Source organism: Dickeya oryzae (genome assembly GCF_020406815.2).
Lineage (GTDB): Bacteria > Pseudomonadota > Gammaproteobacteria > Enterobacterales > Enterobacteriaceae > Dickeya > Dickeya oryzae.
This window is the reverse complement of sequence record NZ_CP162670.1, coordinates 947,535-967,426: the sequence shown is the minus strand read 5'-3', so window position 1 is coordinate 967,426 and position 19,892 is coordinate 947,535. Positions and strand designations below refer to the sequence as shown.

The window sequence follows — 19,892 nt, the reverse complement described above, 5'->3', positions numbered from 1 at the left end:
AGGCGGCGTGCGTTATGCCGACGCCGCCTTGTCGACTACCGAGTGACTTCCACTTTCGCCAGCTTCTCATAATAACGAGCCAGCGCACTGTGATCGGCACCGCCCAGATCATCGGCTTTCAGCGCCTGCATCATTTCCATTACGGCAGCGGTCAGCGGCAGTTGCGCTCCAACGCCGTGAGAGGTATCCAGCGCGTTCGCCAAATCCTTGATATGCAGATCGATGCGGAAACCGGGTTTGAAGTTGCGATCCATCACCATCGGCGCTTTGGCATCCAGCACGGTACTGCCCGCCAGACCACCACGAATCGCCTGATACACCAGGTCTGGATTAACACCTGCTTTGGTTGCCAGCACCAGTGCTTCAGACATGGCCGCGATATTCAGTGCCACAATGACCTGATTCGCCAACTTGGTGACGTTACCGGCACCGATATCACCGGTATGCACCACTGAACCGGCCATCGCCTTCATCACGTCGTAGCAACGATCAAACACCGCTTTATCACCGCCCACCATGACGGACAGCGTACCGTCGATCGCTTTCGGCTCACCGCCGCTGACCGGTGCGTCCAGCATATCGACGCCTTTTTCCGCCAGGGCTGTGGCAATTTCACGGCTGGCCAACGGCGCGATAGAACTCATATCGATAACGACAGCACCTTTGCGTGCGCCTTCAATCACACCGTTTTCGCCCAGCACCACCTCTTTCACGTGAGGAGAGTTGGGCAGCATAGTAACGATGATATCGCTCTGCTCGGCGATAGCTTTCGGCGTTGCCGCCGCGCTGGCACCCGCTGCGATGACTTCGGCAACGGCTTCACTATTTCTGTCCAGCACCACCAATGAATAACCCGCTTTAATCAGGTTTTTGCTCATCGGTTTGCCCATGATACCCAGTCCAATAAAACCAATTTTCATTGCGATAACCTCGTTGTCCATTCAGAGACATGGTCAGATATGTTGACGGCCGATGCGGCCCTGATTAATCCGAATTACTTTTTGAATTTGTCGCACAGCGCCTGAGTGGCACCACGGAACACCCCCAGGTCGCTGCCAACGGCAACAAAACGGGCACCCCACTCCAGATAACGACGTGCATCCGCTTCCACCGGCGCGAGAATACCGCTCGGTTTACCGTGAGCTGCCGCACGTTCAAAAATGTGGCGAATGACTTTCTGCACTTCCGGGTGATTCGGCTGGCCCAGATACCCGAGTGCTGCCGACAGGTCGCCGGGGCCGACGAAAATACCGTCCACGCCATCGACCGCGGCAATCGCGTCCAGGTTGTCCACCCCTTCCTGTGTTTCTATCTGCACCAGCACGGTAATGTTGTCGTTAATGGTGGCAAAATAGTCCGGCTCAGTGCCGTAAGCATTGCTGCGATGGCCGACCGATACACCACGAATCCCCGCTGGCGGGTAACGGGTTGATGCGACGGCACGAATGGCTTCTTCTTCGGTTTCCACAAAGGGGATCAGGAAGTTATAGAAACCGATATCCAGCAGCCGCTTGATAATCACCGGCTCATTACAGGGCGGACGCACCACCGGCGCGCTGTGGCTGCCTTTGAGCGCCATCAGTTGCGGAATAAAGGTGTTGATGTCGTTCGGCGCGTGCTCGCCGTCCAGTACCAGCCAGTCGAACCCTGCCAGCCCCAATACCTCGGTGGAAATCGGATTAGCCAGCGCACACCAGCAACCGATCAGGGTATTGCCCTGACGTAAATCCTGGCGAAATTGGTTAGGCAACAGTGGCGTCTTCATGTTTTGTCCTTACTCTTTACCGCGCCGCCCCGGATGAAGCGGCGCTCTTCATTAACAACCTACGATAATTAACGAACCGTGATGGATTAACGGACCAGGCAAGGACGTTTGTTATCAAACGTCCAGTTAGGGATCAGGTACTGCATGCCTACGGCGTCGTTACGTGCGCCTAACCCCATGTTTTTATACAGCTCATGTGCTTTCATGACCTGTTCCATATCCAGCTCGACACCCAGACCCGGTTTCTTCGGTACTTCCACCATGCCGCCGACAATCTGTAACGGCTCTTTGGTCAAGCGCTGGTTGCCCTCCTGCCAAATCCAGTGAGTATCAATAGCCGTAATACGGCCCGGCGCTGCCGCTGCCACGTGGGTGAACATCGCCAGTGAAATATCAAAGTGGTTATTGGAGTGAGAACCCCAGGTCAGGCCCCATTCATGGCACATCTGCGCCACACGCACGGATCCTTGCATGGTCCAGAAGTGCGGATCCGCCAGCGGAATATCGACAGATTGCAGGGAAATGGTGTGCCCCATCTGCCGCCAGTCGGTAGCTATCATGTTGGTGGCGGTAGGCAAACCGGTAGCGCGACGGAACTCTGCCATCACTTCACGCCCAGAGAAGCCCTGCTCGGCACCACACGGGTCCTCAGCGTAAGCCAGCACACCGCGCAGCTGTTTACCCAGGCGAATCGCCTCGTCCAGTGACCAGGCACCGTTCGGGTCGAGCGTAATACGTGCCTGCGGGAAGCGTTTAGCCAGCGCGGTTACCGCTTCGGCCTCTTCGCTACCGGCCAGCACGCCGCCTTTGAGTTTGAAATCGTTGAAGCCGTATTTCTCGTACGCTGCTTCAGCCAGACGCACCACCGTTTCCGGCGTCAATGCTTCTTCGTGGCGCAGACGATACCAGTCGCATTTGTCATTCGGCTGGCTCTGGTACGGCAGGTCGGTTTTGTTGCGATCACCGATATAGAACAGGTAACCGAGCATTTCTACCGCGTCACGCTGTTGACCATCGCCCAGCAACGCTGCCACTGGTACGTTCAGGAACTGCCCCAGCAGGTCCAGCATGGCGGCTTCGATACCGGTGACCACGTGAATGGTGGTACGCAGGTCGAAGGTTTGCAGACCACGGCCGGAGGCATCGCGATCGGCAAACTGGTTGCGTACCGCAGTCATCACGTTTTTGTATTCGCCTAACGTTTTACCCACCACCAGCGCCGCAGCATCTTCCAGCGTTTGGCGGATCTTCTCACCGCCCGGGATTTCCCCCACGCCGGTATGGCCCGCGTTGTCGTTAATGATCACGATGTTACGGGTGAAGTACGGTGCGTGCGCCCCGCTGAGGTTCAGCAACATGCTGTCGTGCCCGGCAACAGGAATCACCTGCATACTGGTAATAACCGGGGTAGAACTTTGCGACGTCATGGTAATTTCCTTCTGTTAAAACGTAGAATTCTTAGGTAACTCGCGTCCGAATACCGGGCGTTTGCGATCAAATGTCCAGCCGGGGATCAGGTACTGCATTGCCGCCGCGTCATTACGCGCACCACTCGGCAGTTTTTTATGCAGCTCATGGGCTTTCATTACCTGCGCCATATCCAGCTCAATGCCCAGCCCCGGCCGCTCCGGCACCTTGATTTTGCCGTTAACGATTTGCAGCGGCTCTTTGGTCAGGTGCTGACCTTCCTGCCAGATCCAGTGGGTGTCGATAGCGGTCGGTTTACCCGGCACCGCGGCCCCCACATGGGTAAACATCGCCAACGAAATATCGAAGTGGTTATTAGAGTGACAACCCCAGGTCAGCCCCCAGTCGTCACACAGTTGTGCAACCCGTACCGCACCGTGCATGGTCCAGAAGTGTGGGTCTGCCAGCGGGATATCCACCGCCTGCAACATCACCGCGTGGTTCATCTCGCGCCAGTTGGTGGCAATCATGTTGGTCGCGACCGGCAACCCGGTAGCGCGACGGAATTCCGCCATCACTTCACGGCCAGAGAAACCTTGTTCCGCGCCGCAAGGGTCTTCCGCGTAAGTCAACACGCCGTTCAGGCCTTTGCACAAGCGGATAGCCTCATCGAGCAGCCAGGCACCGTTCGGGTCCACCGTGATACGGGCATCGGGGAAGCGCTTTTTCAACGCTTTCACGGTGTCGATTTCCAGCTCACCCGGCAGTACGCCACCTTTGAGCTTGAAGTCTTTAAAGCCGTAGCGATCAGCCGCGGCTTCCGCCAGCCGGACCACCGACTCACTGTTCATCGCCTGCTGATGGCGCAGGTGATACCACGGGTGTTTACCCTGTTCGCCTTCCAGATAAGGCAAATCGGTTTGAGTGCGATCGCCGATATAGAACAGGTAGCCCAGTACCGTGACTTCATCACGCTGTTTACCCGGCCCCAGCAATTCGGCGACAGGCACATTCAGATGCTGCCCCAACAGGTCCAGCAGGGCGGCTTCCAGTGCGGCGACAGCGTTGACCCGCAATTCGAACGTCCAGGCGCCTTTGCCGAACGAATCGAAATCCGAAGACTGGTTGCCTTTGTGAACCTGATGCACCAGGTGGTTCATACGCGCGACCTGCGACCCTACGACCTGTGACGTCATCGCCATCAGCGTGTTGTAAATCACCTCGCCGCCAGGGGCTTCACCGACGCCGGTGTGACCGGCGTTGTCTTTGAGAATCACGATATTGCGCGTGAAATAGGCCCCGTGAGCACCGCCGATATTGAGCAACATGCTGTCATAGCCGGCGACGGGGATGACGGTCATCTCAGTAATAACAGGGGTATCTTGCGTACTGCTCATTTTCTCGTCCTTACCCGACATCACTGGGGTTTATAAGGTTTCAGTTCGATACGTTTGATGTCCTGCACAATGAACAGGAAGCTCAAAATGGCGACGAACGCATGGACACCCACATACACCAACCCACCATTAAAGGAACCGGTCACACCGACGATATAACCGATGGCAATCGGCGTGACGATGCCGGAGATATTGCCGAACATGTTGAACAGACCACCGCTCAGGCCACTGATTTCTTTCGGTGCCGTATCCGCCATCACCGCCCAGCCCAACGCGCCGATACCTTTACCGAAGAACGCTGCCGCCATCACTGCGATGACCATCCATTCCGTGGTGACGTAGTTACAAATCACCATCGACATGGAGAGCAACATCCCCAGCACAATCGGCGTTTTACGGGCAATGGTGAGCGACTGGGTACGACGCATCAGATAATCGGAAATCACGCCCCCCAGCACGCCGCCGACAAACCCGCAGATGGCTGGAATCGATGCCACAAACCCGGCTTTTAAAATCGACATGCCACGGGCCTGAACCAGATACACCGGGAACCAGGTAATAAAGAAGTAGGTCAGCGCATTGATGCAGTATTGGCCAAGATAGACGCCCATCATCATGCGGGAAGTCAGTAATTGTTTAATCTGGTGCCACTTCTCACCGCGAGCGACCTCTTTTTTCGCCGCCGAGGCATCCATGTTGACCAGTGCGCCGCCGGCTTCGATGTATTCCAGCTCAGCTTTGTTCACGCCGGGGTGATCTTTCGGGTCATGAATCACTTTCAGCCACAGGAAGCTGATAACCATACCCAGGCCGCCCATGAACCAGAACACGTGCGCCCAACCCACTTCATGCGTCAGCCAGCCCATGATGGGGGCGAAGATAACGGTGGCGAAATACTGCGCGGAGTTGAAGATGGCGACAGCGGTACCACGTTCCTGTGCCGGGAACCAGGCCGCCACGATACGGCTGTTACCGGGGAAAGACGGGGATTCACACAGCCCCACCATGAAGCGCAGCATAAACAGCGAAATCACAATGGCCGAGCCGTGGAAGAGGTCTACAAACCCTTGCAGCAGGGTAAACAACGACCAGGTGAAAATACTCCAGAAGTACACGCGCTTGGAACCAAAACGGTCCAGCAGCCAGCCGCCAGGGATTTGGCCTATAACATAAGCCCAGGAGAACGCAGAGAAGATATAGCCCATGCCGACGGCATCAAGACCAATCTCTTTGGACATGGCGGAACCCGCGATAGAAATCGTGGCTCGGTCGCCATAGTTGAATGACGTGACAATGAACAGCATCACGACAATCCAGTAACGGGCGTTGGTTTTCTTTTGTAATACGCCTGCTGCTGTGCTGACGGTATTCATGATGAACTCCTACTTTCAGATAGCGGTTAGCTCATTCATTCCGAATAACAACACAATGTAAGGTTGAGTTACCAGAATGAAATCAAGAGTCGGTAATGGTTTGAAACCTGAGCAAAGAAAAAACAGAACAGCAAAAATAAACCACGGACCTCTTAGACTTCTGGAAACGATTATAAAGGGCAGCTTCTGTCACCTCACTGGACAGGCGCACAACAATCACCACCACATCCAACATGGATTATGGCAATCGCCCAACCGATTGGGAGTCATTTCACGAAAACACCGTTTTTTGCCATCGCAGTCACAAAACAAGACGGTCAGAATAAGGAGGGAATCAGAGCCTATCCCAGTAGGCGTTATTGACGCCGCCAGTGTGGACTCGGGAAGCCGCGGAGAACCCGCAGCGTACACGGAGTACGTGAGGAGCTCGAGCACTGCCCAGGGCCAAAATGGCCAGTGAAATAGCCCTAATGGGATAGGCGCTAAATCAATGGACGGAATAATGTGACAGGTCTCACTGCCTATTGTTTCTTCGCCCGAGAAATTAAGCACAACGCGCCGGGATGTCAGTCAATTGCATAATGCATGATGGCGGAAAGCTCACCTATACTGATGCCGAGCAAAGTTATTATTAGCATCAACAGTGAAAATAAACCGCGCGTTATAACTTTAACCAGCGTTATAACTCATGAAGGTTAACGCCATGTCAGAGAATACAACAACGGGTGTGGCCGATGATCGGCCGCTTTATATCAAGGTCCATGAGTCTGACAATGTCGCCATTGTCGTTAACAATAACGGCCTGAAAGCGGGCACCCGATTCAGCTGTGGTCTGGAACTGAAAGAGCATATACCGCAAGGTCACAAGGTTGCGTTAAGCGACATCGCCCAAGGCGCACCGATCGTTCGTTACGGCGAAATTATCGGTTATGCCCTCAGGGATATCGCCCGTGGCAGTTGGATAGACGAATCGCTGGTGGAATTGCCCAATGCCCCCGCACTGGAAACACTACCGCTGGCAACCCGGGTTCCCCCTGCGTTACCACCACTGGAGGGTTTTACCTTCCAGGGCTACCGTAACCCGGACGGTAGCGTCGGTACCAAGAACCTGCTTGGGATTACCACCAGTGTTCACTGCGTCGCCGGTGTGGTGGATTATGTCGTCAATCTGATAGAACGCGATTTGCTGCCCCGCTACCCTAACGTCGACGGCGTCGTGGCGTTGAACCATCTGTACGGCTGCGGTGTGGCGATCAATGCTCCGGCAGCAGTGGTCCCCATTCGCACTATCCATAATCTGGCGTTAAACCCGAATTTCGGCGGCGAAGTGCTGGTGGTTGGGCTGGGCTGCGAAAAACTACAGCCGGAACGACTGCTGCAAGGCACGCCAGATGTGCAGGCCATTTCGCTCGATGAGACCAGTATTGTGCGATTGCAGGATGAACACCATGTCGGTTTCAAATCGATGGTGGACGATATCCTGTCCATGGCGGATAAGCACCTGCAACAACTCAACCGCCGTCAGCGTGAGACGGTGCCAGCCTCGGAGCTGGTCGTCGGTATGCAGTGCGGCGGTAGCGATGCGTTTTCCGGTGTGACCGCCAATCCGGCGGTAGGGTTCGCCTCTGACCTGCTGGTGCGCTGCGGTGCTACGGTCATGTTTTCCGAAGTCACCGAAGTCCGCGATGCTATCCATCTGCTTACGCCACGCGCCATCAACGAAGAAGTGGGTAAACGACTGCTGGAAGAAATGGCCTGGTATGACGATTACCTCGATAGCGGTAAAACCGACCGCAGCGCCAACCCCTCCCCCGGCAACAAGAAAGGCGGTCTGGCCAATGTGGTGGAAAAAGCGCTGGGATCTATCGCTAAATCCGGCACCAGTGCGATTGTAGAAGTGCTGTCACCAGGCCAACGCCCGACTAAACGCGGCCTGATTTACGCCGCCACACCCGCCAGCGACTTCGTCTGTGGTACGCAGCAACTCGCTTCCGGTATCACAGTGCAGGTCTTTACTACCGGGCGTGGCACGCCTTACGGGCTCAAAGCCGTGCCGGTTATCAAGATGGCGACCCGCTCAGCGCTGGCAGAGCGCTGGCATGACCTGATGGATATCAACGCCGGTACCATCGCGACCGGCGAGGCTACCATCGAGGATGTGGGCTGGCAGTTGTTCCACTTTATTTTGGATATTGCCAGCGGCAGGAAAAAAACCTGGTCTGATCAATGGGGCCTGCATAACGCCCTGTCAGTGTTTAACCCGGCACCGGTTACCTGATACGCGCCGTCATACCATTAATGCCCATTCCCCCCGGTGCCTCATCCAGGGGGAATGTTTTCAACACACCGGCAGTGAGCAGCACCCTGAAATTAATTTAATGTGTCAATTACGTGAATTATTCTCGAAAGAAAATAACGCCACATAGTTTCCCCTGGCCCACCATCAATACCCCTAAATAAGTAATGCAATCTCACTCCATTTCAGGAGGACTATTTTCGTGACTCATGTTAATAAAACGTTTTTATTGTGATGTCGTCTTTAAGAAAAAATCGATCAACATTTAATAAACACAAAGAAGATAAAAAAAGTGCTGTTCAAAAAATGATTTCATTGACAACACAAAGACCCAAAGCATAAATTCCTCCCTACAAAAAAAGGAATAATTTTACTTAGGGATGCTTTCTCGTTTAAAGCGCCCTTTTTTTCGTACCCTCTAACCATGATCAAAAACAAAAATGATGATCTTACACACCGTTAATGATCTCTCCTGACAGGTGCCCAGTTGCAGCCAGACAACACGCTGACTGCACCAAAAGGCCCGAAAGGCAGGTTTTCAACCGGTGTGATTAATCAGGCCACACTCACACGTTGGCCCTTTATTCTCATGACATATTACTGACACACAGCATCGGGGTTTCCAATGAGGGTTAATACACCTATTACACAACAGGAACACCTGTTGGATGACGACACAACATTAATGTCGACCACGGATGTTAAAAGCCACATCACTTACGCCAATTCCGCATTTATACGTATAAGCGGATTTGATGAAGATGAACTCATGGGGGCGCCGCACAATATTGTTCGTCATCCTGATATGCCCGTCGAAGCCTTTGCGGACATGTGGTACACCCTGCAACAGGGTGATAGTTGGACCGGGCTGGTAAAAAACCGTCGCAAAAACGGCGATCATTACTGGGTACGAGCTAATGTCACACCGGTTTATCATAACAACCACCTGACGGGCTATATTTCGGTTCGCAATACTCCCAAAGCGGCAGAAATTCAGGCGGCAGAACCGTTGTATGAAGCGGTACAAAATAAGCAAGCCCGCCACCTTCGTTTTTATAAAGGACTGGTAGTCCGTACCGGACTATTCTCTGTATTGTCATTATTCCAGCGCTTATCGGTACGTGGGCGGTTACGGCTGGCAGTATTATTCAGCGGCTTGATACCACTGGCTCTCACCCTACTGGGCGTCGGCGCGGGCGTGTCTATTGCCGCGACACTCCTGCTCATGGTGGTGCTGGACTACTTTTTGCAACAACAAATCGCTCGCCCACTGCGTTTGATCCTGCGTCAGGCACAGCAGGTGGTGTCTGGCCGCCGGGCGGATAGCATCCATCTCAACCGGGTAGACGAGATCGGGCTATTGCTGCGGGTCGTCAACCAGTTTGGGTTGAACCTGCATTCGCTGGTCAACGATGTCAGCACGCAGGTTTCTGGCATTAACGACATCAGCCAACAACTGGCCGACAGCAACAGCAACCTGAGCGTACGCACCGAAGAGACCGCCGCGAATCTGCAACAGACCGCCGCTGCTATCGAGCAAATTACGGTAGCGGTGCAGCAAAGCGCAGATACCGCCACACAAGCGACGCAGATGGCGCAAAACGCCAGTCACTCTGCCCGCAAAGGTGGCGACATCATGGCGGAAACCGTCAGCATGATGGAGTCGATTTCCAACGCCAGCCGCAAGATTGTCGATATTATCGGCGTCATCGACAGCATCGCGTTTCAGACGAATATTCTGGCGCTGAATGCGGCAGTAGAAGCGGCACGGGCAGGCGTAGAAGGGCGCGGTTTTGCCGTTGTAGCCGCGGAAGTGCGCAATCTGGCACAACATTCCGCTTCCGCTGCCCGCGAAATCAAGACGTTGATCGACGCTAATATGGCGAGTGTTGAAACCGGCAGCGCCCTGGTGGATAACGCCGGTCAACATATTCACGATATCATTCATGACGTGCAGCAGGTTGCCGCGATGATTAGCGAAATCAGCAATGCCACCCGGGAGCAAACCGAGGCGTTGTCGCTTATCAACGGCTCTATCGCCCAGATTGAACAGATGACTGTCGGCAATACCGGCATGGTCGATCAATCCGCTGAATTCTCCGCCAACCTCAGCAAACAGGCGCTGCGATTAACCGATGCCATTAACGTCTACGGGAAATAATGTCAGGTATACAGATACAATTCTTTACCTATCATCACGCTCAAAGAGTAGCCAGGTGTCACGTTTTGGTTAATAATCACTCATAAGATCGCACCAGGTGCCGATAATAGAAATAGCAGGGACAGTCCCCTGCCAAGACGACCCAATCAGGAGGATGTATGCTGAGTCCAATTACCAGCTCTGCGTTTGCAGTGATGCCGGTGCCAGCATCCACCAGCGTCGAAACCAATACGGAACAAAAGGTTTCCGATCGCAACTTGCAAAGCCTGAAAGCTGCTGAGACATCAGGTGAAAGCACCAAGAAGCAGCAGGAAACCACGATTAACGGGCAACAACAGTCGATGCAGGCCCAGATCGTTGTGATGCAGGGGCAGATTGCACAGTTGCAAAACCAGCAGGTTCAACAGCCGCAGGAAAGCAAACCGATGGTGCGGCCGGTTGAAGGGGTTAACCGCCCTTCTGCCGAACACGCTATCGATATCTATATCTGATTCGGTCTGTCAGACATACTGCCTACCCCAGCCCGCTGCCACCCAGCGGGCTTTTGCGTTTTAAGGCCGGGGATACAGCGGCAACACCGTGGTCAGCGCGGTTTTCACCAGATTCGATAGAAAGACGTCGTTGATGTATGGCAATCATTGACGTACGAGCAATCGTTGACCTGTGGTAGCGCATTTCACTGAAGGTGCGCAATAACAACCGTTCTTGTGCCGGTATATTTGTATATACTTCGTCAGGAAATCGAAAATCCGATAAGGCTATCGCAGTGCGATGCCGATAACGGTATAGCCATCATGGCTATTTTCAGGAGGAATTTATGGCAAGTTCTATCGGCTCAGCAACATCAGCCGTTTCTGCATCATCAGGCAGCAGCAGTAGCGCCAGTATTGATCAGCAGATTTCCCAGTTAAACAAGCAAATTCAATCGCTGACTAAGCAAGCGACCCAGCTGACTCAGCAGGCGACAGAAGCAAAGACGGATGAAGAGCGCCAGCAGCTTGAGCAACAGCAAAAGATGATTCAGGCGCAAATCCAACAAATTCAGGCACAAATCCAGCAGTTGCAGCAGCAGAAAACACAGCAGGCTCAGCAGTCAGCCGCCTCTGCAATTCAGTCGGCGACACCCAAAGAAGGCGTTAACATGCCGACGGATGAAAACAGCGTTAATATTTACATCTAATCTTTTCGCTGTCTGAATATTGTCTGGTATGAGTAAAAGCATCATGTATCCTGATGATTCATGATGCTTTTTTATTTGCTAAAAGGGTGTCGGCACCGGCGAGTTACCAGCGCCATCAATACCTGTCAGGTTACTGATATCAGGGTGAAGGGCGGCGCAAAGGCTTAATCAGCCCTTGCAATCCTTCTATCTTGATAGCAAGGGTAATCTGCATCAATTCCCCCAGACGCCCGGCTGGGAATTCGCCCTTGCGGGCGAACCATAAGAGGTATTCTTCTGGTAAATCGACCAGCATACGTCCTTTATATTTGCCAAACGGCATCGGTGTAGTGGCAATCGCCAGCAGATCCTCTTTTTCCATATGAACTTACCCCAGCAGACGCATCATCTCCGCTTCATCGATGACAGCAATACCCAGCTCTTGGGCTTTGGCAAGTTTAGACCCTGCCGCCTCACCAGCAATCACCAGATCGGTTTTCTTCGACACACTCCCACTGACTTTGGCACCCAACGCCGTGAGACGATCTTTGGCTTCATCACGAGACAGCTGGCTTAATGAGCCGGTCAATACTACCGTTTTCCCGGCAAACGGGCTCGTTGATGCCTCAACATTCACTCTCACCGGAGTCGGCCAGTGAATACCGACCTCATCGCTGATCAGTGCCTGGATGACCTGCTGGTTATGCGCTTCATCAAGAAAGTGACGCACATGCGTCGCCACGACGATACCGACATCTTGCACCTGCTGCAATGCGTCCAGATCGGCCGCCTGCAACGCCTCTAACGTACCAAAGTGCGATGCCAGATTCGCCGCCGTCGCCTCGCCCACATCGCGAATGCCTAGCGCATACAGAAAACGGGCAAACGTGGTCGATTTCGCTTTATCCAGCGCATTCACCAGATTCTGTGCTGACTTCTGGCCCATGCGATCCAACCGGGTAAGGATGCCGATATCCAGCCGAAACAGATCTGCAGGTGTTTTGACGTACTCTTTCTCGACCAGTTGGTCGATAATTTTATCGCCCATCCCTTCCACATCCAGCGCACGGCGGGAAACAAAGTGCTTCAGTGCCTCTTTACGCTGCGCGGCGCAGAATAAACCGCCGGTACAGCGGGTCACCGCTTCCCCCTCTACTCGCTCCAGCTCAGAACCACATACCGGGCAGTGATCAGGAAAGACGATGGGCCGAGCATCTGATGGGCGTTCTGACAACACCACGCTAACTACCTGCGGAATGACATCACCGGCACGGCGCACCGCGACCCGATCGCCAATCTGAATCCCCAGACGTTCGATTTCATCGGCGTTGTGCAGTGTGGCGTTACTCACTACCACACCAGCCACCGCCACCGGTTCGAGGCGCGCAACCGGTGTTATCGCACCAGTACGCCCGACCTGAAACTCCACATCACGCAACCAGGTCAATTGCTCCTGTGCCGGGAACTTGAAGGCCACCGCCCAGCGTGGTGCCCGCGCCACAAAGCCCAGCCGCTCCTGCAAGGCCAGCTCGTTAACTTTGATCACCACACCATCGATATCAAACCCCAGCGTTTCGCGCTCGTGCTCCACCTGGCGATAGAACTCCAACACCGCCTCACTGCCAGTACACAGACGGATGCGATCACTGACCGGCAAACCCCAGTCGCGAAACTGCATCAACCGCTGCCAGTGGGTATCCGGTAGGGTGCCGCCTTCAACCAGCCCAACGCCATAACACAGGAAGGTCAACGGACGCGTGGCGGTAATACGAGGATCTAACTGACGCAACGACCCTGCTGCTGCATTGCGCGGGTTGGCGAACACTTTACCGCCAGTACGGCGCGCGTCTTCATTCAGGGCTTCAAACCCTTTGTGTTTCATGAATACTTCGCCGCGCACTTCCAGCCGGGCCGGGATGTTGTCGCCATGCAAACGCAACGGGATCGCGCCAATGGTCCGGATATTCGCGGTGATATTTTCACCCGTTGTGCCATCGCCACGTGTCGCGGCGCGCACCAGCACACCCTGCTCATACAACAGGCTGACGGCCAGCCCATCGAGTTTCAATTCACAGCAGAACGCCAGCTCAGTCTCATTTTTCAAGCGGTCGTTGATGCGTTTGCAAAACGCCAGAAAGCTGGCCTCGTCAAAGACGTTATCCAACGACAACATGGGCACGTCATGCGCAACGGTGTCAAACGCATCCAGCGGCGCGGCACCCACACGCTGAGTCGGCGAATCCGGCGTGACCAGCTCAGGGTGCGCCTGCTCCAGCGCTTTCAGCGTATTCATCAACGTGTCGTATTCTGCGTCGGGAATCTCCGGCGCATCTTCGACATGGTATTTGTATTCGTGATAGCGCAGTTGGGCGCGCAGCGCCTCAACCTGTGCGGCAACCGCCGCGATATCGTCGGCCGTCTTCGACTCTTTTTCCAGCATAAGTGCGCCCGTTAGTCTCTGGCTTTGATGGTGTTGATGATATTGGTGGTCGAGCAACCATCCTCAAAGTTCAGTACCCGTACTTCACCGCCATTGGCCCAGACTTCTTTGCTCCCGGCAATATCTTCCGGTTTGTAATCGCCGCCCTTCACCAAAATATCCGGTAATACTTCGCTAATCAGACGCTGTGGGGTGTCTTCTTCAAACGGGACCACCCAGTCCACCGCCTCCAACGCACCCAGCACGATCATCCGTTGCGTCAACGGGTTAACCGGGCGAGTCGGCCCTTTCAGGCGTTTGGTGGAATCATCACTGTTTACCGCCACGATCAGGCGGTCGCCCAGGCGGCGCGCGTTAGCCAGGTAGGAAACATGCCCGGCGTGCAAAATATCAAAACACCCGTTGGTCATGACCACCGTTTCGCCACGCTGGCGCGCCAGCGATACCGCATCTTTCAACTGCGCTTCGGTCATCACGCCAAAACCAGTATCGGCACGACCACGGATGGCATTTTCCAGTTCGATCGGCGTAACCGTAGAGGTGCCGAGTTTACCCACGACGACACCCGCCGCCGCATTAGCCAGGAAGCAGGCTTCCTCCAGCGGTTTACCCGCCGCCAACGCCGCCGCCAGTACGCCAATCACGGTATCGCCCGCACCGGTCACGTCATACACTTCCTGCGCCTGCGTCGGCAGATGCAACGGCGCTTTACCCGGTTGCAGTAACGTCATGCCCTGCTCAGAGCGGGTCACCAGCAACGCGGACAGGTCCAGTTCCGCCAGCAGCTTCGCACCACGTTCCACCAGATCATTTTCATCTTTACAGCGCCCGGCTACTGCCTCGAACTCCGACAGGTTCGGCGTCAGTAACGTCGCTCCGCGGTAACGATTGAAATCGGTCCCTTTCGGGTCGATCAACACCGGTACACCCGCAGCTCTGGCGGTTTGGATCATGGTTTGTACATGCACCAACGCCCCTTTGGCGTAATCGGACAACACCAACGCGCCAATTTTTGGCAATGCCTGTTGGATACGGTCGATCATCGGTTGCGGATCGACACTGTCGAACCCCTCTTCAAAATCGAGGCGGATCAACTGCTGGTTACGCGACAGTACGCGCAATTTGGTGATAGTCGGATGCGTGGGAACAGAAACGAAGTCGCATTTGACGTTGACTTCGTTCAATTTGGCGCTCAGGGCGCGGGCGGCATCATCGATACCGGTTAACCCCACCAAACGCGACCCTGCGCCCAGCGCAGCGATATTCATCGCCACGTTAGCCGCGCCGCCGGGACGTTCTTCGATGGTATCCACCTTAACCACCGGTACCGGCGCTTCCGGCGAAATACGGCTGGTTGGGCCGTACCAGTAGCGGTCCAGCATTACGTCACCCACGACCAGAACACCGGCGTGGCGAAAATCAGGTAGCGTTACTTTCATTCCCTGGCTCCAAAAACAGGTTCATTTTAACGCGCGCTATACTACCACACTCAGCTATCACACTCACCGGGTAGCCACCGCCCTGACGGGCGTTTTGCACGCGCCTTACTCCAGCCACGTTTTCCAGCTCTGCAACACCTGCTGACGCTCGGCGATGAAGCTATCCTGTCCGACCCGACTGGGTAACTCCTGCAACGCCAGATGATGGATTTCATCACGCAGGGTGATGTAAGCCAGCCGCAGCGCCTCAGCTTCGGCCTCTTCCATCACGCCGTGGCGAGCCAGCAGTTCCAGAATGCGCACGTTATCAGACCAACGCGTTAATCGCGGCTCCTGTGCTGCATAGCGCAGCACCAGATACTGCGCGATAAATTCGATATCGGTAATCCCGCCAGCGTCTGCTTTAATATCGAACCCCATGTCCTTACTGGCGTGATGCTGACGCATCTTTTCGCGCATTTCCCGTACTTCGGTGCGCAAAGCGTCGCCGTCACGCTCACGACATAAAATACGCTGGCGGATCTGTTCGAACTGCTGCTGTATGGCGGGCTCGCCATACACAACCCGAGCGCGGACCAGTGCCTGATGCTCCCAGGTCCAGGCTTCGTTACACTGATAGTCTTCAAACGCCGCCACGGTACTCACCAGCATGCCCGCTGCCCCCGAAGGCCTTAAACGCGCATCCACCTCGTACAAAATGCCGGACGAGGTACGGGTACTAAAGAGATGCATTACGCGCTGTGCCAGGCGCAGGTAGAACTGGCGGCCATCAATACTGCGCTCACCGTCGGTCATCACGTTATCAGGGCAATCGATCAGAAACACCAGGTCCAGATCCGAACTGTAGCCCAGTTCCCAGCCCCCCAACTTGCCATACCCCACAACCGCGAAGCCTCGCCCGGATTCAGCATGCAAATGGGTCGGCTGGCCGTAACGCGTTGTCATCTGGCTCCACGCCTGCTGCACGACCGCCGCGATGATGGCCTCCGCCAGATAGGTTAAGTGATCACTCACTTTCATGACCGGCAATGCGCCGACAATATCGGCAGCAGCAATACGCAAATGCTGTGCTTGTTTAAACTGACGCAGGGCTTCCAGTTGCTGCTCTTCATCGTCTGTCGGTACGCGCATCAGGTATTGACGCAGTTCATCGGCGTAAGCATCCAGGGCGATGGGTTGATACAGACTGGCGGGGTCGAGCAGTTCATCCAGCAGCAACGGATAGCGTGCCAGTTGGCTTGCTATCATCGGCGATACGGCACACAGCCGGATCAACTGCGTTAATGCCGCACGTGATTCCAGCAACAGCTCCAGATAGGTCGTACGGGTGACAATCCCCAGCAATAACGGCGTCAGGCGCGCCACGATAACATCAGCGTTGGCATGACCACAGGCCTGCGCCAACAAAGCAGGCATCAGTTGATCCAACACGTCCCGACCGCGGGGCCCGATCGTACGGCGAGATAAATCGGCGCGAAAATCCGCCACTCGAGTCAGTAAACGCTCACCCACTTCGGCAGTCAGCTGCGGTGACAACACCGACAGTTCTGCACTCTCCAGACCATCCTGCCACAAACTGCTGTAATGGCTGTGTTCCGGGGTTTCGCTGCCGTCAGGCGCGTCATCACCAATCAATTCATGGAACACCGCACGTACCGCCTGCATCTGCTGATGTAAGCGTTCACTCAGTTGCTGCCAGTTGTCACAACGCATCCCCCATGCCAGCCGTGCCTGATTCAGCGCGTCTTCCGGCAAGGTTTGTGTTTGCTCATCGGCGATCGATTGCAGCAAATTCTCCAGCCGCCTTAAAAACAGATAAGCCTCGCGCAACTGGGCCGCCTGCTCCGGGGTCAATAACCCTAGCGCGCCCACTTGCTCCAGCGTCGGTAACAGAGAGCGCCCTTGCAAAGTAGGTTCACGGCCACCCCGAATCAACTGGAATACCTGGGTGATGAATTCCACTTCACGGATGCCGCCCGCCCCCAGCTTGATGTTGTTACGCAAATCACGTCGGCGCACTTCGCGGGCGATCATGCTCTTCATGTTGCGTAGCGACTGGATCACACTGAAATCGATATAACGGCGGAACACAAACGGCCGTAACAGACGGATCAATTCCTGGCTGTAATGGTCATCATCGCCGCCCATCAGCCGGGCTTTGACCATCGCATAACGTTCCCAGTCACGCCCTTGTTCCTGATAGTAATCTTCCAGCGCGGCAAAGCTCATCACCAGCGGGCCGCTATCGCCAAACGGCCGCAGACGCATATCGACCCGATACACAAACCCGTCTACCGTCGGCTGGTCCAGCGCTTTAATCAACCGCTGTCCAAGACGGGTAAAAAACTGGGCGTTATCCAGTTCACGACGCCCGCCCTGAGTCTGGCCATTTTCGGGATACGCGAAAATCAGGTCGATATCCGAAGAAAAGTTAAGCTCACCGCCCCCCAGTTTACCCATCCCTAAAATCAACAACGGTTGCGGTTCGCCCGCCGCATTGCATGGCGTCCCCCACTCACGACAACAAGCGTCATACAGCCACTGTCGGGCTGCAACGATCAATGCCTCTGCCAGTACACTCAATTGTTGCAATGTCTCGTCCGTGGTACTGAGTTGTAGCCATTGCCCCCAGGCAATGCGCGTCAACATACGACGCCTGAACAGACGCAGCGCCTTCATTAACGTCGCCTCGTCCGTGACATCGTCCAGCGCTTGCGACAACCACTGCGCATACTGCTGCCACTCCTGCGCTTGCGGGGGTTGCCGGGTTATCTCCTCTCGCCAGTCCGGGTAACGTGCCAGCGACTCACTGACAAACTCGCTACAGGCCAGCACTGCCGCCGCACTGTCGTCGGCTATCAGCGTGGGAGCGGCACTCAACGCACGCTCCACCTCGTGGCGAGCCTGTTCAGTCAAGGATGCAGAGAGCGGAAATAGTGATGCGGGACGACAGGTCATGGCGATATCCTTGCACAGCTGCCCCGTCAGGCAGCCTCAATACGGGGTAAACCGGGGCAGTGGCTCCAGAACCAGCGCGCCCCGAATGGCGATAGTCTGGACTATTGGCCGCTATGCAGCCAAAACGGCGGCTGGGCGAGGGCCTGCTTGCGGCTGTTTTCCAGCATTCCAGGCACCACCTGACCAACGGACAGCGACTCAATCAGTTGCATCAGCTCACGCCACGGCTGCAAATAGCGCGTCGCCTCCTCTTGTGGATAGCTTCCGCCCAGTAGCAAAAAGGTATACACACCGCGCTGTAGACGCGACAGTTGCTGGGTGTAATGCAACGCATCCAGTGAGTGACTGAATACCGCTTTCAGTTCAGCCAGCCCCCGACTCATCATGATGTCGGCAAAGCGCTTCCAGGAACTCTGCAGGCGCATCAGTTCACGGTTGTCCATATAGTTGCGCCACCCTTGCTTGACCAGCCATGAGGTCAGGATCAGCTTATCCTTCAGGTAATCGACGCTATAGCAGAGCGTATCCGCCGTTTCCGTGCGTTCGATCGCCTCTTCAAGATAGCCCAACGCAGCACGGAACTCCGCGGTCACTTTACGCGGCACCACACCGCCTATCAGTACCAGCAATTCACGCATCATGGCACCGGCTTCCAGCAACGCCGGGCGAGCAGTGGCATCACCACGCGCCCATAGCTCCTCATGGTATTGCCAGTGGCTGAAAGCATGCTCCAGTCCGGCAGCGATGCCCTGATCAAGCGTCATTTTTGGCGCTACCGGCAGAAACGTCAGTTCGCGGCAGGGCCGGACCGGATTGCCTTTCGCCAGATGATAACCACGCGCCGCTTTACTCAGGCTGCCTTGTCGCAAGCCGCCGATATCAGCCAATTCGTTGGCAAACGCCAGCAAGTCCGCAACACGACCGTTTTTCAACTCCAGCTCCAGTTCACACAACGGTTCGCTACACTCACCGGCGCGGATCTCGCCCTGATCGACGGCAATTTCGATCAGGCTCTGGTGATGAGACACCACCCAGGCTTCACGCTGAAAATCCGTACTGAACAGCGGTTGCAATGCCTGGGAAAGTTCATCAATGTCACAGCCTTCAGGCCAAATTTCTGGCGGCAACAGGCGAATATCCAAGTGAGGTCCCGGCAGGCTCACGTTGTATTCCGGGTGCTGGTGTAACCCCCCCACCACTTTTCCCGCAGTTTTCACCGTCATCTCATAACGGCCATTTTCACCCCGAATACGCAGCCCGATACCATGCTGACGCAGATAGCCATCCGCCGTTTCGTAATAGCTATTGGCCAGTTGATGCGTATGCAGATGGTTGCTGTGCCCCACATCGCTCTGCCAGCTTTTCAGCCCTTGTCTGATCGCCGCTGCGGCATCAGGGTGAATAATAAACTTTAATTCAATCTCTTCGCTCATCGTCTCGCACTGCCCGGGTGTTACGGAAATATCGCCAGTAAATAACATTTTATCGCAGGTTGCC

General features: G+C 55.1%; 14 protein-coding genes. 4 read left to right on the top strand and 10 right to left on the bottom strand.

Annotated features, from left to right (window positions below):
- Positions 1 to 35 precede the first annotated feature (35 nt).
- The 5 genes from garR to LF929_RS04055 form a co-directional block, all read right to left on the bottom strand.
- Positions 36 to 920, bottom strand: a complete 885-nt coding sequence (garR, locus tag LF929_RS04075) for a 2-hydroxy-3-oxopropionate reductase (RefSeq protein WP_038905477.1) — start codon at positions 918 to 920, stop codon at positions 36 to 38.
- 74 nt (positions 921 to 994) lie between these two features.
- Positions 995 to 1,765 carry a 2-dehydro-3-deoxyglucarate aldolase gene (garL, locus tag LF929_RS04070; RefSeq protein WP_019846169.1) on the bottom strand — a complete coding sequence of 257 codons (771 nt, stop codon included), beginning with the start codon at positions 1,763 to 1,765 and terminating at the stop codon, positions 995 to 997.
- A gap of 86 nt (positions 1,766 to 1,851) precedes the next feature.
- The gene (gene gudD / locus LF929_RS04065) at positions 1,852 to 3,192 is read right to left on the bottom strand and encodes a glucarate dehydratase (protein ID WP_016940429.1); all 1,341 of its coding nucleotides are present in this window, start codon (positions 3,190 to 3,192) and stop codon (positions 1,852 to 1,854) included.
- Positions 3,193 to 3,207: 15 nt separating this feature from the next.
- Positions 3,208 to 4,569: an enolase C-terminal domain-like protein gene (locus LF929_RS04060; protein WP_210176193.1), complete on the bottom strand. Its 1,362-nt coding sequence runs from the start codon at positions 4,567 to 4,569 to the stop codon at positions 3,208 to 3,210.
- 20 nt (positions 4,570 to 4,589) lie between these two features.
- A complete protein-coding gene (locus LF929_RS04055) occupies positions 4,590 to 5,942 on the bottom strand; it encodes an MFS transporter (RefSeq protein ID WP_038905480.1) in 1,353 nt (450 codons plus the stop codon).
- A 688-nt stretch (positions 5,943 to 6,630) separates the two neighbouring features.
- On the opposite strand from LF929_RS04055, the gene garD reads away from it, so the two are divergent.
- From garD to LF929_RS04035, 4 genes are all read left to right on the top strand, one after another.
- On the top strand, positions 6,631 to 8,220 hold the full coding sequence (gene garD / locus LF929_RS04050; RefSeq protein WP_226092481.1) for a galactarate dehydratase: 1,590 nt from the start codon (positions 6,631 to 6,633) through the stop codon (positions 8,218 to 8,220).
- 643 nt (positions 8,221 to 8,863) lie between these two features.
- Positions 8,864 to 10,399: a PAS domain-containing methyl-accepting chemotaxis protein gene (locus LF929_RS04045; protein ID WP_226092482.1), complete on the top strand. Its 1,536-nt coding sequence runs from the start codon at positions 8,864 to 8,866 to the stop codon at positions 10,397 to 10,399.
- Between the two features lie 158 nt (positions 10,400 to 10,557).
- On the top strand, positions 10,558 to 10,890 hold the full coding sequence (locus tag LF929_RS04040; RefSeq protein ID WP_038905483.1) for a hypothetical protein: 333 nt from the start codon (positions 10,558 to 10,560) through the stop codon (positions 10,888 to 10,890).
- 326 nt (positions 10,891 to 11,216) lie between these two features.
- The gene (locus LF929_RS04035; RefSeq protein WP_038908904.1) at positions 11,217 to 11,579 is read left to right on the top strand and encodes a FlxA-like family protein; all 363 of its coding nucleotides are present in this window, start codon (positions 11,217 to 11,219) and stop codon (positions 11,577 to 11,579) included.
- 139 nt (positions 11,580 to 11,718) lie between these two features.
- On the opposite strand, the gene LF929_RS04030 is transcribed toward LF929_RS04035, so the two are convergent.
- The 5 genes from LF929_RS04030 to LF929_RS04010 all read right to left on the bottom strand — a co-directional run bounded on the left by LF929_RS04030 (position 11,719) and on the right by LF929_RS04010 (position 19,828).
- Positions 11,719 to 11,940 carry a DUF3820 family protein gene (locus LF929_RS04030; RefSeq protein ID WP_016940436.1) on the bottom strand — a complete coding sequence of 74 codons (222 nt, stop codon included), beginning with the start codon at positions 11,938 to 11,940 and terminating at the stop codon, positions 11,719 to 11,721.
- 6 nt (positions 11,941 to 11,946) lie between these two features.
- A complete protein-coding gene (ligA, locus tag LF929_RS04025) occupies positions 11,947 to 13,998 on the bottom strand; it encodes an NAD-dependent DNA ligase LigA (RefSeq protein ID WP_226092483.1) in 2,052 nt (683 codons plus the stop codon).
- Positions 13,999 to 14,009: 11 nt separating this feature from the next.
- Positions 14,010 to 15,437: a bifunctional D-glycero-beta-D-manno-heptose-7-phosphate kinase/D-glycero-beta-D-manno-heptose 1-phosphate adenylyltransferase HldE gene (hldE, locus tag LF929_RS04020; protein ID WP_226092484.1), complete on the bottom strand. Its 1,428-nt coding sequence runs from the start codon at positions 15,435 to 15,437 to the stop codon at positions 14,010 to 14,012.
- Between the two features lie 105 nt (positions 15,438 to 15,542).
- On the bottom strand, positions 15,543 to 18,395 hold the full coding sequence (gene glnE / locus LF929_RS04015) for a bifunctional [glutamate--ammonia ligase]-adenylyl-L-tyrosine phosphorylase/[glutamate--ammonia-ligase] adenylyltransferase (protein WP_226092485.1): 2,853 nt from the start codon (positions 18,393 to 18,395) through the stop codon (positions 15,543 to 15,545).
- A gap of 101 nt (positions 18,396 to 18,496) precedes the next feature.
- Positions 18,497 to 19,828, bottom strand: a complete 1,332-nt coding sequence (locus LF929_RS04010) for an inorganic triphosphatase (protein WP_226092486.1) — start codon at positions 19,826 to 19,828, stop codon at positions 18,497 to 18,499.
- Between the last annotated feature and the right edge of the window lie 64 nt (positions 19,829 to 19,892).

Excerpts from the sequence above, each read along its gene's own strand:
- garR (WP_038905477.1), bottom strand. The coding sequence starts at position 920 with ATGAAAATTGGTTTTATTGGACTGGGTATCATGGGCAAACCGATGAGC.
- garL (WP_019846169.1), bottom strand. The coding sequence starts at position 1,765 with ATGAAGACGCCACTGTTGCCTAACCAATTTCGCCAGGATTTACGTCAG.
- gudD (WP_016940429.1), bottom strand. The coding sequence starts at position 3,192 with ATGACGTCGCAAAGTTCTACCCCGGTTATTACCAGTATGCAGGTGATT.
- LF929_RS04060 (WP_210176193.1), bottom strand. The coding sequence starts at position 4,569 with ATGAGCAGTACGCAAGATACCCCTGTTATTACTGAGATGACCGTCATC.
- LF929_RS04055 (WP_038905480.1), bottom strand. The coding sequence starts at position 5,942 with ATGAATACCGTCAGCACAGCAGCAGGCGTATTACAAAAGAAAACCAAC.
- garD (WP_226092481.1), top strand. The coding sequence starts at position 6,631 with ATGAAGGTTAACGCCATGTCAGAGAATACAACAACGGGTGTGGCCGAT.
- LF929_RS04045 (WP_226092482.1), top strand. The coding sequence starts at position 8,864 with ATGAGGGTTAATACACCTATTACACAACAGGAACACCTGTTGGATGAC.
- LF929_RS04040 (WP_038905483.1), top strand. The coding sequence starts at position 10,558 with ATGCTGAGTCCAATTACCAGCTCTGCGTTTGCAGTGATGCCGGTGCCA.
- LF929_RS04035 (WP_038908904.1), top strand. The coding sequence starts at position 11,217 with ATGGCAAGTTCTATCGGCTCAGCAACATCAGCCGTTTCTGCATCATCA.
- LF929_RS04030 (WP_016940436.1), bottom strand. The coding sequence starts at position 11,940 with ATGGAAAAAGAGGATCTGCTGGCGATTGCCACTACACCGATGCCGTTT.
- ligA (WP_226092483.1), bottom strand. The coding sequence starts at position 13,998 with ATGCTGGAAAAAGAGTCGAAGACGGCCGACGATATCGCGGCGGTTGCC.
- hldE (WP_226092484.1), bottom strand. The coding sequence starts at position 15,437 with ATGAAAGTAACGCTACCTGATTTTCGCCACGCCGGTGTTCTGGTCGTG.
- glnE (WP_226092485.1), bottom strand. The coding sequence starts at position 18,395 with ATGACCTGTCGTCCCGCATCACTATTTCCGCTCTCTGCATCCTTGACT.
- LF929_RS04010 (WP_226092486.1), bottom strand. The coding sequence starts at position 19,828 with ATGAGCGAAGAGATTGAATTAAAGTTTATTATTCACCCTGATGCCGCA.